13 protein-coding genes are annotated in these 15,880 nt (G+C 72.3%); 4 read left to right on the forward strand and 9 right to left on the reverse strand.

Annotated elements, in window-relative coordinates; all coding sequences use genetic code 11:
• Nucleotides 1–165: 165 nt before the first annotated feature.
• Complete coding sequence (locus tag FB453_RS11410; RefSeq protein WP_145789728.1) at nucleotides 166–1,107, forward strand: transporter substrate-binding domain-containing protein; 942 nt, start codon at nucleotides 166–168, stop codon at nucleotides 1,105–1,107.
• Nucleotides 1,104–2,315: a flagellar biosynthesis protein FlhF gene (locus FB453_RS11415; protein WP_145789730.1), complete on the forward strand. Its 1,212-nt coding sequence runs from the start codon at nucleotides 1,104–1,106 to the stop codon at nucleotides 2,313–2,315. The genes FB453_RS11410 and FB453_RS11415 overlap by 4 nt, the downstream gene beginning before the upstream one ends.
• Nucleotides 2,316–2,478: 163 nt before the next feature.
• Here the strand turns inward: FB453_RS11415 and FB453_RS11420 are convergent, their stop codons facing one another.
• The 9 genes from FB453_RS11420 to FB453_RS11465 form a co-directional block, all read right to left on the reverse strand.
• Complete coding sequence (locus tag FB453_RS11420) at nucleotides 2,479–3,669, reverse strand: acyl-CoA dehydrogenase family protein (RefSeq protein WP_112588533.1); 1,191 nt, start codon at nucleotides 3,667–3,669, stop codon at nucleotides 2,479–2,481.
• A complete protein-coding gene (locus FB453_RS11425; protein WP_145789733.1) occupies nucleotides 3,666–5,663 on the reverse strand; it encodes an ATP-binding protein in 1,998 nt (665 codons plus the stop codon). Before FB453_RS11425 ends, FB453_RS11420 begins: the two co-directional genes overlap by 4 nt.
• A gap of 69 nt (nucleotides 5,664–5,732) precedes the next feature.
• Complete coding sequence (locus FB453_RS11430) at nucleotides 5,733–7,334, reverse strand: carboxyl transferase domain-containing protein (RefSeq protein WP_145789735.1); 1,602 nt, start codon at nucleotides 7,332–7,334, stop codon at nucleotides 5,733–5,735.
• Nucleotides 7,331–8,527: an acyl-CoA dehydrogenase family protein gene (locus FB453_RS11435; RefSeq protein WP_091403323.1), complete on the reverse strand. Its 1,197-nt coding sequence runs from the start codon at nucleotides 8,525–8,527 to the stop codon at nucleotides 7,331–7,333. Before FB453_RS11435 ends, FB453_RS11430 begins: the two co-directional genes overlap by 4 nt.
• Nucleotides 8,524–10,200: an acyclic terpene utilization AtuA family protein gene (locus FB453_RS11440; protein WP_145789737.1), complete on the reverse strand. Its 1,677-nt coding sequence runs from the start codon at nucleotides 10,198–10,200 to the stop codon at nucleotides 8,524–8,526. The genes FB453_RS11435 and FB453_RS11440 overlap by 4 nt, the downstream gene beginning before the upstream one ends.
• Nucleotides 10,197–10,994: a TIGR03084 family metal-binding protein gene (locus FB453_RS11445; protein WP_145789739.1), complete on the reverse strand. Its 798-nt coding sequence runs from the start codon at nucleotides 10,992–10,994 to the stop codon at nucleotides 10,197–10,199. The genes FB453_RS11440 and FB453_RS11445 overlap by 4 nt, the downstream gene beginning before the upstream one ends.
• A 37-nt stretch (nucleotides 10,995–11,031) precedes the next feature.
• Complete coding sequence (locus FB453_RS11450; RefSeq protein ID WP_145789741.1) at nucleotides 11,032–11,637, reverse strand: TetR/AcrR family transcriptional regulator; 606 nt, start codon at nucleotides 11,635–11,637, stop codon at nucleotides 11,032–11,034.
• Between the two features lie 640 nt (nucleotides 11,638–12,277).
• Nucleotides 12,278–13,021, reverse strand: a complete 744-nt coding sequence (locus FB453_RS11460; protein WP_145789745.1) for a metallophosphoesterase family protein — start codon at nucleotides 13,019–13,021, stop codon at nucleotides 12,278–12,280.
• A gap of 112 nt (nucleotides 13,022–13,133) precedes the next feature.
• Entirely contained in the window at nucleotides 13,134–13,811 is a 678-nt protein-coding gene (locus FB453_RS11465) for a Crp/Fnr family transcriptional regulator (RefSeq protein ID WP_007466162.1), read from the reverse strand.
• 143 nt (nucleotides 13,812–13,954) lie between these two features.
• Here FB453_RS11465 and FB453_RS11470 point away from each other — a divergent pair, with 143 nt between their 5' ends.
• Both FB453_RS11470 and FB453_RS11475 read left to right on the forward strand, forming a co-directional pair.
• Nucleotides 13,955–14,662: an adenosylcobinamide amidohydrolase gene (locus FB453_RS11470; protein WP_145789747.1), complete on the forward strand. Its 708-nt coding sequence runs from the start codon at nucleotides 13,955–13,957 to the stop codon at nucleotides 14,660–14,662.
• An 11-nt stretch (nucleotides 14,663–14,673) separates the two neighbouring features.
• On the forward strand, nucleotides 14,674–15,852 hold the full coding sequence (locus FB453_RS11475) for a CapA family protein (protein WP_112699843.1): 1,179 nt from the start codon (nucleotides 14,674–14,676) through the stop codon (nucleotides 15,850–15,852).
• Nucleotides 15,853–15,880 lie beyond the last annotated feature (28 nt).

Genomic DNA, 15,880 nt, shown 5'->3' on the forward strand with positions numbered 1-15,880 from the left:
TCCAGCATGTCGCGGCCAGGCCGGCTGTCAACCGCAGAGCCGACCGCCGCGCCGATCGACGTCGATCCGAGCCGTCCACTCGACAGGGTCCACCGCGCCCACACGGATTGGACAAGAACGGCTACTCTCGGTGTTCCGCAGGCCCTTCCGGTAGCGAGGTCGCCCATGAACTCAGGCAGTTCGCAGTCCCGGCTCCGCTCGATCGCGTCGACGCTGGCGGTCGCTCTCACTCTCGTGCTCGCCGCCGCGGCCGGTTGCGACAGCCGGAAGGAACCGGACCTGTCCTCCGTACAGGAGAAGATGCGCGAGACGCACATCTACGGTCAGTCGAAGCTCCGCATCGGTGTCGCCACCAACGAGCCGCTGATGGGTGAGTTGCGAAACGGCCAGCACGTCGGGTTCGACGTCGAGATCGCCCGGTACGTCGCGGCCTCCCTCGGCTATGAGGGGGATCAGCGGCTGGAGTTCGTGTCGGTCGCCACCGAGGACCGCATCCCGTCGCTGCAGGGCGGCACCGTCGACCTGGTGGTGTCCAGCTTCTCCATGACTGAAGACCGTAAGCAACTGGTCAGCTTCGCCGGGCCGTACTTCGTCACCACGCAGGAGGTGATGGTGCCGATTCGACTCAAGGACAAGATCCGCACCATCGAGGATCTGCGCGACCCGGCGTACAAGGTCTGCACCAGCGGCGGCTCCACCACCGAGGCCGAGTTGGAGAAGCACCAGGTCAAGACGTTCGTGGTCAAGGACGTCGGCGACTGCGTCGACGGCATCCGGAAGGGCCGGTACGACGCGGTCAGCTCCGACGAGTCGATCCTCGCCGGTTTCCTGGCCAGCTTCCCCAAGGAGTTCGAGATCGTGGACATGCCGTTCGGCACCAGCGAGTTGCTGGGCATCGGCGTGCCGATCGGTGATCCCGCGCTGCGCGACCTGGTCGCGTTCTTCCTGCAGAAGAGCTACGAGCAGGGCCGCGACGGAGATGCCAGCCCCTGGCAGACCGCGTACAACCGGACCCTGGGCCCCTGGCTGAAGGCCGAGAAGCGCCAGCCACAGCCGCTGGAGGTGCCGAAGCTTGTCGACTTCGACGACAAGGCGCCCGCGAAGTGAGCGCGGCACCGACCGCCACCAGCGGCGACGGGCCGGTCCCGCCGCCTCGGACGTCAGTGCCCGGCGGCGACGCCGGGCCGGCGATCGATGGTACGGCAGCAGCGCCGCCGGCCGTCGATCGTCCAGCGGCTGGCGCAGGAGCTGACGTTGCCTGGCCGGCCGGAGTGCCGGTCGCCGAACGGGCCGAGCCGGTCGTCGCCGCGGTTGAGTCGGGCCGGGTCCGGTGGGATCCGGCGGAGCGGCGCGCCCGCGCCAGCCAGTCGTTCTGGACGGCAGTGGTGGGCGTACCGGCGATCTTCTCGGTCCTCCGCCTCGGCGTGGAGGCCGGCGGGGAGCTCCAGACCACGCTGCTGCTGGTGGCCAACGTCGGGCCGGTCAACCTGCTCGCCGGTTTCCTGACCACGGCGGCCCGGCTGCTCTCCACCGGGCTGGTCGCCGTCTTCGCGCTCGGCGCGGTACTGGCCGTCAGCGCGGATCGACTTCCGCCGGGCACCCGCCGCCGCCCGCTCTTCGCCCGCTGGGCCGACATCACCCCGGCCTGGGTGGTGCTGGCCAGCTTCCTGCTCGCCCTGATCACCTGGCCGTTGCTCTATCTGCCGTTGCTGTTGCCGGCGTTCGTGGCCGCGTTCCAACTGCGCCCGGCGCGGCTGCACGAGCGGGTGGTGCCTCGGCTGCTGCTGATCGTCGCGCTGCTCGCCGGGTACGGCTGGCTGATGCTGCCGACGTTGCGTGACGCGATGCGGCAGGGCGACGAGTGGCTGGTGCTGGCGCTCATCGTGGTGCCCCCGCTGCTGGCGCTCTTCGTCGCGGGGCCGCTGCCGGGCATGGTGATCCGGCCGCTGGCGTCGGTGACCGAGGTGGCGGTGCTGGCCACCCTGATCTGGGCCGCGGTGCCGGTGATCACCACACCGGTGTTGCCGCTGACCGTCACCACAGTGGGCCCGGAGAGTGGGCCCACCGAGGACGTACGCGGGCACGTGGTCACCACCGACGACGTCAACATGGTGATCCTTCAGGAACGGGGCGGCGTCCGGTACGTCCCGGTCGGTCTGGTCCGCGCCCAGGTGCTCTGCCCGAGCGAGGAGGAACTGCCCCGTCACCAACTGCGCATCCACGACTTCCACGTCGAGGATTCGCTGCTGGAGGGCATGGGCCGTCGCGTCCGCCCGGTCCACCGCATCGACGCCGCCTGCCGTACCCCAGCCTGACGTCCCCACCGGCGTCGGCCCGTGCGTGATCGACTCGGCTTTCAGGAAGTCGGGGCATCACCGACGCTTGGACACCGCGAGTTCAGGAAAACCGAGTCGATCATGCAGCACCCGCCACGGCCATGGTCACGGCCACGCCACGCTCGCGCGAGGCGCGGCGACGTCAGTACGACTTGTCCTGGCCGAGGACGTGCTGGGCCACGAAGTTCAGGATCATCTCGCGGCTGACCGGGGCGATCCGGCCGGCCCGGACGGCGCCGAGCAGGGTCGCCACCCCGTACTCGGTGGTCATGCCGGCCCCACCGAGCACCTGCACGGCGGTGTCCACGGCGAGCGCGGCGGCCTCCCCGGCCGCGTACTTGGCCATGTTGCCGGACACCCCGGCCTCCAGGTCGCGGCCGGCGTCGTACAGAGTGGCCGCCTTCTGGATCATGAGGCGGGCCAGTTCCACCTGCACCGCCGCGTGGGCCAGCGGGTGCGACACCCCCTGGTGGGAGCCGATGCTCCGACCACCCCAGACCTTGCGGGTGGCGGTGTACTCACTGGCCCGCTCGATGGCGTACCGGCCGGTGCCGGCGCCCATCGCGGCCACCGTGATCCGCTCCGGGTTGAGCCCGGCGAAGAGCGCCGGCAGCCCGGCGTCCAGCGACTCACCGAGCAGCGCGTCGGCGGGCACCCGCACGTCGTCCAGGTAGAGCAGGAACTGGTTCTCCGGGGACACGATCTCCATGTCCAACTTGGACCGGGTCAGTCCGGCCGCGTCGGTCGGCACCAGGAACAGCGCCGGCTTGAGCTTCTGCGGAGACGCATCCGCTGAACCGGCTGGGCCGTCATCGACGGCAACACGGGCCACGACCAGCACGTGACCGGCCTCGTCGACACCGGAGATGTAGCACTTGCGGCCGTTCAGCAGCCAGCCGTCGCCGTCACGGCGGGCCACAGTGCCGAGTCGGTGGAAGTTGGAACCGGCCTCCGGCTCGGTGATCGCGAAAACGATCTTCTGGGAGCCGTCGGCGAGGCCCGGCAGGTGCCGCTTGCGCTGTTCCTCGGTGCCGTGCCGACTGAGCACCGTCGCCGCGATGGCAGGGGAGACCACAAGCAGCAGCAGCGGGCAACCCGCCGCCGCCAACTCCTCGCAGACGATGGCCAGCTCGGTGATGCCACCGCCCCCGCCGCCGTACTCGGTGGGGATGTTGACCCCCAGGTAGCCGAGCCGTCCGGCCTCCGCCCACAGTTCGGTGGTGTGTTCACCGGCCCTCGCCTTCTCGACGAAGTAGGAGTGGCCGTACCGGCGGCCGAGCGCCCGCACGGCGTCGCGCAGCTGGTCCTGCTCGGGGGTGAGGTCGAAGGTCATCGGGGGTCCTTTTCGTCGACAACGGCCAACACGGCGCCCGTCTGCACCTGACCGCCGGTCGGCACCGGCAGCTCGGCGACCACGCCGTCGATCGGGGCGAGCACGGGATGTTCCAGCTTCATCGCTTCCAGCGTGAGCAGCGGATCGCCGGCCGAGACCCGCTGGCCGACCTGGACGTGCACCCGGGTCACCACGCCGGGCAGCGGCGCGAGCAGCGACCCGGCCGCCACCGCCGCGGTGGGCAGCGGGAGACGCGGCAGCTCGGCCAGGCTCGCCGCCCCGTCCGGGCCGTCCACGAAGACAGCCGGCCCCACCCGGTGTACGCGGTACGCGCGCCGAACCCCGTCGACGTCGAGCACCACCCGGTCCGGGGTGGCCTCTACCAGCGCCACTGTGGGTGCCGTCGGCCGCTCGGCGGACTCCTCGGCCGCCGACGTGCTGGACCAGTCGGCGAGCCGGCCGGTCCGGTCCAACCGGTAGCGGATCTCGATCTCGTCGCCGTCCGGCCCGACGAAGCGGGTGGTCTGGGGAACGGCGGGCACGTTGCGCCAACCGGAGGGGAGCCCGGGGAGCACCGGTGCGGTCGCCCGCCGTTGGGCGGCCGCTGCCAGTGCAGCGGCGAGGGCGGTGATCGGCAGCCGGTCGGCGGGGAGCAGCGGGGCGAAGACCTCCGGATGCCGGTCCAGGAAACCCGTGTCGATCTCCACGGCGGCGAACGCGGGGCTGCGCAGCACCCGGACCAGCAGGTCCCGGTTGGTGGTAACCCCGTGCAACTCGGCCCGGGCCAGCGCGCTGGCCAGCAGTCGGGTCGCCTCCGCGCGGTTACGACCCCAGGCGATCAGCTTCGCGAGCATCGAGTCGTAGTGCACCCCGACCACCGAACCGGCCACCACACCGGAGTCGAGCCGCAGACCCGGCCCGGCCAGCCCACCGAACTCGGCCGCCACCGCGCCGACGCCGAACCGGTGCAGGGTCCCGGTGGCCGGTCGCCAACCCGCCGCCGCGTCCTCGGCGCAGAGGCGTACCTCGACCGCGTGCCCGGTGCTCGCCGGCAGGGCCGCCGGCAGCGGCTCACCCTCGGCGACGAGCATTTGCAACCCCACCAGGTCCAGCCCCGTGCACAACTCGGTGACCGGATGCTCCACCTGAAGGCGGGTGTTCATCTCCAGGAAGAAGAACTCACCGCCCGGGGCGAGCAGGAACTCCACGGTGCCCGCGCCCAGGTAGTCGACAGCGCGTCCGGCCGCCACCGCCGCCTCGTGCAACGCCGTCCGCACCCGCTCCGGAACGACCGCCGGCGCCTCCTCGACGATCTTCTGGTGCCTGCGCTGGATCGAGCACTCCCGGTCACCGAGGGCGACCACCCGACCGTGGGCGTCACCGAAGATCTGCACCTCGACGTGCCGGCCGCGTTCGACGTACCGCTCGATGAAGACAGTGCCGTCGCCGAACGCGGCGGCCGCCTCGCGGCGCGCGGAGGCGACGGCCTCGGCCAGTTCGTCGGCGGTCCGGACGATCCGCATGCCCCGGCCACCACCGCCGGCGGACGCCTTCACCAGCACCGGAAAGTCCGCGATCTCGTCGGTGTCGGTCCAACTCGGCAGCATCGGTACGCCCGCCTCGGCGAGCAGCGCCTTCGCCGCCAGTTTGTCGCCCATCGCGGCGATCACCTTGGCCGGCGGGCCGACCCAGGTCAGACCGGCGTCGGTCACCGCCGCCGCGAACTCGGCGTTCTCGGCGAGGAACCCGTAGCCGGGGTGGACGGCGTCCGCGCCGCTGCGCCGGGCCGCGTCCAGGATCAGGTCGACCCGTAGGTACGTCTCGGCCGGCGAACTCCCCGGCAGGCGTACGGCCTGGTCGGCCTCGGCCACGAACGGCGCGTCGGCGTCCGCGTCCGAGTGCACGGCGACCGTCTCCACGCCCATCGCGCGGCAGGTGGCGAAGACCCGGCGGGCGATCTCGCCCCGGTTGGCCACAAGCAGTCTGTTGATCATGGTGCCCTGAGCCTGCCTTTCGTTCGCGACTGCGGGACTCCGCTCCGCTGCGTTCCTCGCGCTCACGGTCTACATCCGGAAGACGCCGAAACCGTCGGCGCCCTTCACCGGTCCGTTGTGGATCGCCGAGAGGCAGAGCCCGAGGACGGTCCGAGTGTCCCGGGGGTCGATCACCCCGTCGTCGTAGAGCCGGCCGGAGAGGAAGAGAGCGCCGGACTGCGACTCGATCTGCTGCTCGACCATCAAACGCATCGCCGCGTCGGAGTCCTCGTCGTAGTCGCGCCCCCGTGCGGCAGCCGCCTGCCGGGCCACGATCGACAGCACCCCCGCGAGCTGAGCCGGGCCCATCACCGCCGACTTGGCGTTCGGCCAGGTGAACAGGAACCTCGGCTCGTACGCCCGGCCGCACATGCCGTAGTTGCCGGCGCCGTAGGAGGCGCCCAGGTTCACCGTCAGGTGCGGCACCGTCGAGTTCGACACCGCGTTGATCATCAGGGCGCCGTGCTTGATGATGCCGCGCTGCTCGTACTCGGTGCCCACCATGTAGCCGGTGGTGTTCTGCAAGAAGATCAACGGGGTGTCCGAGGCGTTCGCGAGCTGGATGAACTGGGCCGCCTTCTGCGCTTCCGCGCTGAACAGCACCCCTCGGGCGTTCGCCAGCACCCCCACCGGATACCCGTGCAACTCGCCCCAACCGGTGACCAGCGCGTCCCCGTACGCCGGCTTGAACTCGTCGAAGTCGCTGCCGTCCAGGATCCGGGCCAGCACCTCCCGAGGGTCGAACGGCACCTTCAGGTCGGCGCTGGTGATGCCGAGCAGCTCCTCCGGGTCGTACTTCGGCGGCTGCGGCACCGCCGTACGCGGCGACGGGCCCTGCTTGCGCCAGTTCAACCGGCGGACGCACTGCCGGGCCAGCCGGATGCCGTCCCGCTCGTCGGCGGCCAGGTAGTCGGCAAGCCCGGACGTGCCAGCGTGCATCGCCGCGCCACCCAGCGACTCGTCGTCGGTGACCTCGCCGGTCGCCATCTTCACCAGCGGCGGACCGGCCAGGTAGACCTGTGACCGGTCCCGAATCATGATCACGTGGTCGGACATCCCCGGCACGTACGCGCCACCGGCCGTGGCGTTGCCGAAGACCACGCTGACAGTGGGGATGCCGGCCGCCGAGAGCCGGGTGAGGTCACGGAACACCCGACCACCGGGAATGAAGATCTCCGCCTGGGTGGGCAGGTCCGCCCCGGCCGACTCCACCAGATTGACCATGGGCAGCCGGTTGGCCAGGGCGATCTCGCCGGCCCGCCGGGTCTTCGCCAGCGACCACGGGTTCACCGCGCCGCCGCGTACCGTCGGGTCGTTCGCGACGATCAGGCACTCCACGCCCTCGACCACCCCGATGCCGGTGACCACGCTGGCCCCGACCGGGAAGTCCGAGCCGTACGCGGCGACCGGCGACAACTCCAGGAACGGGCTGTCGGCGTCCACCAGCAGCTCGATTCGCTCCCGGGGGAGCAGCTTGCCGCGGGCGTGGTGCCGGGTCACGTACTTCTCGCCACCACCTGCCCGCGCCTGTTCCAGCGCGGCGTCCAACTCGGTCAACCGCTCCAGCAACGCCGCCCGGTTCGCCAGGTACGAGGGCGCGGACGGGTCGATCGCGCTGTCCAGAGTGGTCACAGGCCCATGCCTTTCGCGATGATTTCGTTCATGATCTCGGTGGTGCCGCCGCCGATGCCGAGGATCCGCGCGTCGCGGTAGTGCCGCTCCACCTCGGCGTCGCGCAGGTAGCCGAACCCGCCGTGCAGCTGCAACGCCTGGTCGACGACGTGGTCGCAGGCGGCCACCGCCACGTTCTTCGCCATCGCCACCTCGGTCACCACCGGCTCGCCAGCCGCGACCCGACCCGCCACTGCGTGCACGTACGACCGGGCCGCCTCGGCCCGGGTGTGCATCTCGGCCAGCCGGTGCCGGATCAGCTGCCGGCTGGCCAGCGGACGACCGAAGGTCTCCCGGTCCCGACACCAGCGCACCGCCAACTCGACGCAGCGCTGCGCTGTCGCGTACGCCTGGGTCGCCAGCGACAGCCGTTCCGCCGCGAAGTGCTGCATGATCGCCAGGAAGCCGGTGTTCTCCGCGCCGATCCGGTTGGCGACCGGCACACGCACGTCCGCGAAGGACAGTTCGGCGGTGTCCGAGCAGTGCCAGCCCAGCTTCTCCAACCGGCGTCCCACTGTGAACCCGGGCGACCCCTTGTCGATGACCAGCAGGGTGAGTTCACCGCTGCCGGGGAAGTCGGTACACACCGCCGTGGTCACGAAGTCGGCCCGGTGCCCGCTGGTGATGTACGTCTTCGACCCGTTCACCACGTAGTGGTCGCCGTCGCGGCGGGCGGTCGTGCGGATGCCGGCCACGTCCGAACCGCCGTCCGGCTCGGTGATGGCCAGCGCGCCGATCATCGTGCCGGACAGCGTGGGCCGCACGTACCGCTCGATCAGACTGTCGTCGCCCGGGGACGAGACGCCACCGAGTCGACCGCCCAGCGAGCCACCGGTGCGGGCACCGGCCGCCGCGACCATGTGCGGCAACGCGATCCCGTGCGTGAACAGGGCCGCCACCAGCCCGGACGAGCCGCCGGAGCGGATCAGCTCCTCGGTCACGATGATCGAGTCCAGCAGGTCACCGCCGCTGCCACCGACCGACTCCGGGAAGCCGATGCCGAGCAGGCCGAGCTTCGCGGCGGTCGCGTGCAGCGCCCGGGGCACCTCACCGGCCCGCTCCCAGTCGTCCAGGTGCGGCAACACCTCCCGGGTCACGAACGCCCGGGTCAGCTCGCGGAGTTGCCGGCGCTCCGGGGTGTCCACGATGCTCATCGGGATGCCCCCGTCGGTAGGTCGGCAGGCAGGTCGACGATCCGGGCGCGCAGCAGCTCGCCGAGCGCCTTGGCCTGCGGGTCGAACCGGGTGGACGCGGCCACCCCGGCGCCGAGCAGGCCCTCGATCACGAAGTTGACAGCGCGCAGGTTCGACAACTCGTAGCGCCGCACCGACAGCGGCGCGGTCTCCGGCACCAGCTCGGCCAGCCGTTCGACGGTCAACCATGTCCGCAGCCACGCGTACCCGGCGTCGGACCGCGCCCAGACACCGAGGTTGGCGTCCCCGCCCTTGTCCCCGGAGCGTGCGCCGACCACCTCGCCGAGCGCCCCGCGTCGGGTCGGGCCGTTGACCGCCGCGTCGCCACCCGGGGCCGACTCGTCCTGCGAGGTGGGGGCGGTGCGGATCGGCGGGGCGATCGGCACGCGCTCGCCACCGGGTAGCACCGCGACGTGCGCCACCGCGTCCTGCGGCACCGCGTCGGCGGTGAAGACGCCGTACGGTGTCGCGTCACCGGGCACTGTGGTCAGCGTGCAGCCCGGGTACGAGGCCAGGGCCAACTCCACCGCGGCGGCCGAGAACGCCCGCCCGGCCCGCGCCTTGTCGCCGTCGCGCAGGTGTACGTGCAGCAGGGCGCTGGCCGCCTCGGTGTCGGCGGCGTCCGGGTGGTCGGTCCGGGCCAGCGTGAACTCCAGCCCGTCCTTGCCCACCGCCTCCTCGACCTGCCCCCGGACCAGTGCTGCCTTCGCCTCGATGTCCAGCCCGCAGAGGACGAACGTCATCGAGTTGCGGAAGCCGCCGAGGTTGTTGACGCCCACCTTGAGCGTGGGCGGTGGTGGCGTGCCCCGTACGCCGGAGACCCGGACCCGGTCCGGCCCATCGGGGTGCAGCGTCACCGTGTCCAGTCGGGTCACCACGTCCGGCCCGAGGTACGACGGTCCACCGATCTCGTAGAGCAGTTGGGCGGTGACCGTCTCCATGGTGACCGCGCCGCCGGTACCCGGATGCTTGGTGACCACCGAGGAGCCGTCGGGGTGCACCTCGACGATCGGGAACCCGGGCCGGTGACCGCCGTCGGGCAGTTCGGTGAAGAAGCTGAAGTTGCCGCCGGTGACCTGCGCACCGCACTCGACGAGGTGCCCCGCCACGGTGGCCCCGGCCAGCTCGTCGAGGTCGTCGCGGCCCCACCCGTACCGGGCGATGGCCGGGCCGACCACCAGCGACGCGTCGGTGACCCGGCCGGTGACCACCACGTGCGCGCCGGCGTCGAGGCAGGCGGCGATCCCGAACGCGCCGAGGTAGGCGTTCGCGCTCAACGCGTTCGGTCGCTGGATCGTGTCGCCCTCGACGTACCCGACCTGCGTCGGCAGGCCGAGCCGGTCGGCGAGCTTCTCGATGGCGGCGGCCAGGCCGGCCGGGTTCAACCCGCCGGCGTTGGTCACGATCCGCACCCCTCGGTCGAGTGCGGTGCCGAGGCAGGTCTCCAGTTGCCGCAGGAACGTCTTCGCGTAGCCCAGGTCGGGGTCGCGCAGGCGATCCCGGGCAAGGATCAGCATGGTCAACTCAGCGAGGTAGTCGCCGGTCAGCACATCCAGCTCACCGCCGTCGAGCATCTCCCGCCAGGCGGTGAACCGGTCGCCGTAGAAGCCGGAGGCGTTTCCGATGCGGATCATGCCCGTACCCCGATCCCGCCGGCCGGCTGCCGGCCGTCACCCGGCGGCCCGGCGAAGGCCTGCGCCACGTCGAGCCACTCGTCGGCGACCGGCCCGGTGGCGACCAGAGCGAGGTCCGCGCGGTGTCGGCGCTGGGTGACCAGCAGGCAGAAGTCCCGAGCCGGGCCGGTGACGCGGTCGGCGGCGTCCGCCGGACCCCAGCTCCAGGCCTCCCCGCTGGGCCCGACCAGCTCGACCCGGACCGGCGCCGTCGGTGCCTCCCGGCCGTGCGCGGCGAAGCCGTGCCCGAGGGTACGAACGCCCAGGTGCGCAACGTGCCGGAGTCGGTCGCTGTCGGGTCGGACCACGTCGAGGGCGTCGGCCACGTCCGCGCCGTGCGCCCAGGTCTCCATCATCCGGGCGGTGGCCATCGAGGTGGCCGACATTCGGGTGCCGTACCAGGGCAGTTTGCCGCCGGCCGGAACGGCGGCCAGTGCGTCGACGAGCGCTGTGCGCCCGGCCCGCCAGCGGGCGAGCAGTTCGGCCGGCGGGGCGAGGAATTCCTCGGCGCCGACGTCGACGAGTCGGGTCACGTCCGGCGCGGCGGTGACCGTCGCGTAGAACGCCTCGGGATCGGTCGCGGCCAACAGCGCGACGTGGTCGGTCCAGGCGAGGTGGGCGATCTGATGCCCGATGCTCCAGCCCGGCGCGGGGGTCGGCCTCGCCCACTCGGCCACGGGCAGGGGCGCCACCAGGGCGTCCAGTTGGGCGGACTCGTCGGCCAGGTCCGTGAGCAGGTCGCTGAGGTCGACCATGGTGCCTCCGGTCGGTGGTGGCCGGTGCGGCCGGCGGTCAGGGCGTGAGCAGGGTGGCGAGCTGGCGCTTCCAGGTGGTCAACAGGGCGGCCCGGCGGGCGGAGTCATCGCTGAGGAGGTTGGCCACCCCGAGCCCACGGAGCAGGTCGAGCGTGGCCTGCACCGCTTCGCGGACACCGGGTCGACGCTCGTCGACACCGAGCAGGGCGACGGTGAGCCGGTGCATCTCCCGCCCGACCGTCGCCTCCAGCGGCACCAGGGCGTCGCGCAGCTCCCGATCGGTGCGAGCGGCGACCCAGAGCTCAAGCGCCGCCACGAACAGCGGCCCGGTAAACGCCACGGCGAGCAGGTCGACGACCCGGTCCAACCGCTGCGGGCCAGCCGGCAGCGCGTCGGCCTCGGTGCGCAGCTCGTCGGCCCGGCGCTCGGCCAGATGGGCCACGGCGGCCGTCACCAGCGCCGCCTTCGTCGGGTAGTGGTGCAGCTGCGCCCCACGCGACACACCGGCCCGCGCCGCGACCACTGTGGTCGTGGTGCCGGACCAGCCGTGCTCGATCAGGCAGTCGACGGTCGCCTCCAGCAGCCGGGCCTGGGTGGCGCGGCTGCGTTCCTGCTGAGGTACACGCGTCGATGCGGTGGGCACGGAGACAGCCTGGTGCCTACGAAACAAACAGTCAAGACTGACTTTTTCTGAGCTCGCGCGCGACACCCGGGTGGGCTCTGCGGTGGGCGGCGCGGGAGGTGAGCCTGGGTGGCTGGTCTCGCTATGGAGCTGATGTCACAAACGAATCGCCGTCGACCAAGCCGGGTCGACCGCGCCCGTCGAGCTCGTCCGAGGATCTGCCTGCCGATCATCTACGGCTGATGCCGCAAACGATTCAGCTCCAAAGGCTCCCTGCCAGGTATCCCGCCGCCCACCGCCCGCCCGCCCGTGCGCCCGCCCGCCCGTGCGCCCGCCCGCCCGTGCGCCCGCCCGCCCGTGCGCCCGCCCGCCCGTGCGCCCGTGCGCCCGTGCGCCATGCGCCCGCCGTGCGCCCGTGCGCCATGCGCCCGCCGTGCGCCCGCCCGCCATGCGCCCGCCGTGCGCCCGCCGTGCGCCCGTGCGCCCCGCCATGCGCCCGCCGTGCGCCCGTGCGCCCCGCCATGCGCCCGCCGCCCGCCCGTGCGCCCCGCCATGCGCCCGCCGCCCGCCCGTGCGCCTGCCCGCCGCCTGCCGCGGCCCGCCTGCCTGCCGCCTGCCCGCCGCCCGCCGCCTACCGTCCGGCTGCCGGCTCAGTGCTGGCTCAGCGGCCGTCGCGGGGGCCGAAGGCGGTCAGCGCGTCGGCATCGCTGTGCTGGGAGCGCAGGTACTCGTCCGCCCAGGCGGCGGCGTCGGGGAAGGTCGACTCCGCCGCCACGCGGGCGCAGGCCAGGTCCACGTCGAAGGCGGTGCGGCGCAGTTGGACGCCCGGCCCGAGCAGCGCCCACCACGCGCCCGCCCCCCCGTACGGCATGCCGATGCTGCCCGGGTTGACCACCAGACGCCGGTCGACCAGCCGGGTGAAGGGCATGTGCGTGTGGCCGCAGACCACCGTGGTGATCTCGGCGGACAGACCGTCGAACACCTCCGCCCAGCGCGCCATCCGGGAGTCGACGAGCACGACCTCCTCGTCATCGCGGGGCGTGGCGTGGCAGAACAGCGTCGGCCCGAGGCCGTCGATCTCCAACGTCGCCGTCGCCGGCAGCGCGGAGAGCCGGGCCACCTGGTCGTCGCGCAGCTGCCCGGCGGCCCAGTTCGACACCTCGATCGACGCCGGGCGGCCGGCTCGGGCCTCGACCAGCTCGCGGTCGGCGTTGCCGCCGACCCAGCACACCCGGTCGCCCAGGCCGGCGAGCACATCCAGCACCTCGACCGGTTGCGGGCCGGCGGCGATGTCGCCGGTGAGCACGATCAGATCGGCGGCGGCGACGTCCGGCTCGGCCAGTACGGCCTCCAGCGCCGGCAGGACGCCATGGATGTCGGAGAGCACCGCAACTCGGTTCACCATGGGCCCCACCCTCACCGCTGGCATCGCCTCCAGGCCAGCGATTCTGCGTCAGGCAGACGGCAAACGTCCCCGCCTACCGTCGGTGACGGCAGGCGGGGACGTCGGGTGCTGCTCAGACGCGGGCGCGACGGGCCAGGCGCTCCGGGTCCAGGATGATGATGCTCTTGCCGTCCAACCGCAGCCAGCCGCGCGAGGCGAAGTCGGCGAGCGCCTTGTTGACGGTCTCCCGCGAGGCGCCGACGAGCTGGGCGATCTCCTCCTGGGTGAGGTCGTGGGTCACCCGCAGAACGCCGCCGTCGCGGGTGCCGAAGCGGCCCGCCATCTGGAGCAGGTTCTTGGCGACCCGGCCCGGCACGTCCGTGAAGATCAGGTCGGCGAGCGAGTCGTTGGTCCGGCGCAGCCGCCGGGCGAGCACCCGGAGCAGCTGCTCGGCGATCTCCGGGCGGTTGTTGAGCCACGGCCGCAGCGCCTGCTTACGCAGCCGCACCAGCCGGGTGTCGGTCACCGCGGTGGCGGTCGCCGTACGCGGACCCGGGTCGAAGAGCGACAGCTCACCGACCATGTCCGACGGCCCCATCACCGCGATGAGGTTCTGCCGGCCGTCCGCTGCGCGGCGACCAACCTTGATCTTCCCGGACAGCAGGATGTAGAGGCTGTCACCGGGCTCGCCCTCATTGAAGACGATCTCGCCCTTGCGGACCTCGATCGTCTCCATCTCCTTGGCAAGCGCCTCGGCAGCTTCCGGGTCAACACCCTGGAAGATCCCGCTGCGGGCCAGTACCTCGTCCATTGCGCACCTCCGGTTGCGCGTGCCGTCCGTCGGCCGGGGCCGCCGTCCGCTGATCCCCTCGCGCGCCGCCAAGTCTAGGCGCACGTGAGCATGAATCAGAGGTCGCCCCTGGAATCTTGATCGGTGGGCGTAACCTGCCCGACGTGCTGAGCGAGCCGACTCTGACCAGCCGCGCCGAGGACGGGCGCCACGTCCCGCTGCTCGTCTGGCGCGCGGACGTGCCCCTACGGGCGGTCAGCAGTGCCCCGCTGGGCGGTGGCATCGGGGTCCGGCGGTGGGTGTTGAACGCGACCGTACCGATGTCGTACGACCGGGATGACCCCGCGGCGCACCTGGCCTCAATGGCCGCCGAGCTGGCCCTCGACGGGCCCGGGGTTGGTCTGCTGACCGGCGTCGATGTGACCGAGGTGGTCGCGCGAACCGACGCCGGGGTGCGGGCCTGGGCGACGGTCGGGCTCGGCACGCCGGTGCCCGCGGCCGCGCCGACGCCGGCCGCGCTGGCCCCACACGTCGGCACTGTCAACATCGTGGTGTACGTGCCGGCCCGCCTCGCCGACTCGGCACTGGTGAATGCGGTGGCCACCGCCACCGAGGCGAAGACCCAGGCGATCACCGAGCTGGGGATGCCGGGGACCGGTACGCCCACCGACGCGGTCACCGTGCTCTGCCCGGTGGACGGGCCGGAGGCCGCGTACGGCGGGCCGCGCTCCACCTGGGGTGCCCCGCTCGCCCGAGCGGTGCACGCGGCGGTGCTCGCCGGGGGTTCCCGGCCGGTCGTGCCGTGGTCCGAGCAGCTCAGGGGCGCAAAGTCCAACCGATCGGCTGTCGTCGGCGCGTTTAACGACCGGTAGGGTCGCGGGCGATGTACGCTCCCGCCCCTCTCGCGTCCCGCCCGCGTCGCCGCGTCGCCCTCGGCCTCGCCGCGCTGCTGGCCGCCCTCCTCGTGGCCGGCTGTGCTGACCCCGGTGGTGAGGCACCCGTCTGGCAGCCGGGCGCGGGAGGTGGTGGCACCGGCGCGCCGGTCTCCACGACCGGCCCGAAGGCCACCGGGCCCGCATCGTCCGGTCAGGGTGGCGCGATCTCGCTCTCCGCCACCGGCGACATCATCATGGGCAACGCGCCCAGTCGGCTGCCCGCCGCCGGCGGTAAGGGCTTCTTCAACTCGGTCACCGAGGCGCTCAAGGCTGACCTGGTGATGGGCAACCTTGAGGAGCCGCTGACTGTCGACACCGGCACCGGCAAGTGCGGGGCGAACTCCACCCGCTGCTTCCAGTTCCGCGCCCCGCCGGAGTACGCCGCGCACCTGCGCGACGCCGGCTTCGACGTGCTCAACCAGGCCAACAACCATGGCTACGACTACGGGCCCAAGGGCTACGAGAACACTCAGAAGGCGCTGAAGAAGTACGACCTGGAGCACACCGGCGCGCCGAACGAGATCACCGTGGTCGACGTCAAGGGCGTCAAGGTCGCCGTCGCGGGCTTCTCGTCGTACGTCTGGTCCAACAGCCTCGTCGACATCGACAAGGCGAAGGCGGTGGTCGCCAAGGCCGCCACCATGGCCGACCTGGTCGTGGTGCAGGTGCACATGGGTGGCGAGGGCGTCGACAAGACCCGGGTGAAGCCCGGCACGGAGATGTTCCTGGGCGAGAACCGGGGCGACCCGGTGAAGTTCTCGCACGCCATGATCGACGCTGGCGCCGACCTGATCGTCGGGCACGGCCCGCACGTGCTGCGCGGGATGGAGTTCTACCAGGGGCGCCTGATCGCGTACAGCCTGGGCAACTTTGCCGGCGGCGGCAACTCGCTGAGCAACGACGGCCGCCTCGGCTGGGGCGGAGTACTGAAGGTGTCGCTCAAGCCGGACGGCAGTTGGGCCGGCGGCTCGTTCACCTCCACGTACATGAACTCCGCCGGCAAGCCGACGATGGACCCGGACGACCGGGGCCTGGGCCTGGTCACCGAGTTGAGCCGCGCCGACTTCCCGAAAGGCGGCGCTCGCCTCGACGGGCAGGGGAAGATCTCGGCGCCGACCGGCGGCTGACCCGACGAGGAGCGTCCGGGGTGCGACG

It is taken from the genome of Micromonospora sp. CNZ322 (genome assembly GCF_007827755.1).

Coding starts and splice junctions, on each gene's coding strand:
- FB453_RS11410 (WP_145789728.1), top strand. CDS start 166: ATGAACTCAGGCAGTTCGCAGTCCCGGCTCCGCTCGATCGCGTCGACG.
- FB453_RS11420 (WP_112588533.1), bottom strand. CDS start 3,669: ATGACCTTCGACCTCACCCCCGAGCAGGACCAGCTGCGCGACGCCGTG.
- FB453_RS11425 (WP_145789733.1), bottom strand. CDS start 5,663: ATGATCAACAGACTGCTTGTGGCCAACCGGGGCGAGATCGCCCGCCGG.
- FB453_RS11435 (WP_091403323.1), bottom strand. CDS start 8,527: ATGAGCATCGTGGACACCCCGGAGCGCCGGCAACTCCGCGAGCTGACC.
- FB453_RS11440 (WP_145789737.1), bottom strand. CDS start 10,200: ATGATCCGCATCGGAAACGCCTCCGGCTTCTACGGCGACCGGTTCACC.
- FB453_RS11445 (WP_145789739.1), bottom strand. CDS start 10,994: ATGGTCGACCTCAGCGACCTGCTCACGGACCTGGCCGACGAGTCCGCC.
- FB453_RS11460 (WP_145789745.1), bottom strand. CDS start 13,021: ATGGTGAACCGAGTTGCGGTGCTCTCCGACATCCATGGCGTCCTGCCG.
- FB453_RS11465 (WP_007466162.1), bottom strand. CDS start 13,811: ATGGACGAGGTACTGGCCCGCAGCGGGATCTTCCAGGGTGTTGACCCG.
- FB453_RS11475 (WP_112699843.1), top strand. CDS start 14,674: ATGTACGCTCCCGCCCCTCTCGCGTCCCGCCCGCGTCGCCGCGTCGCC.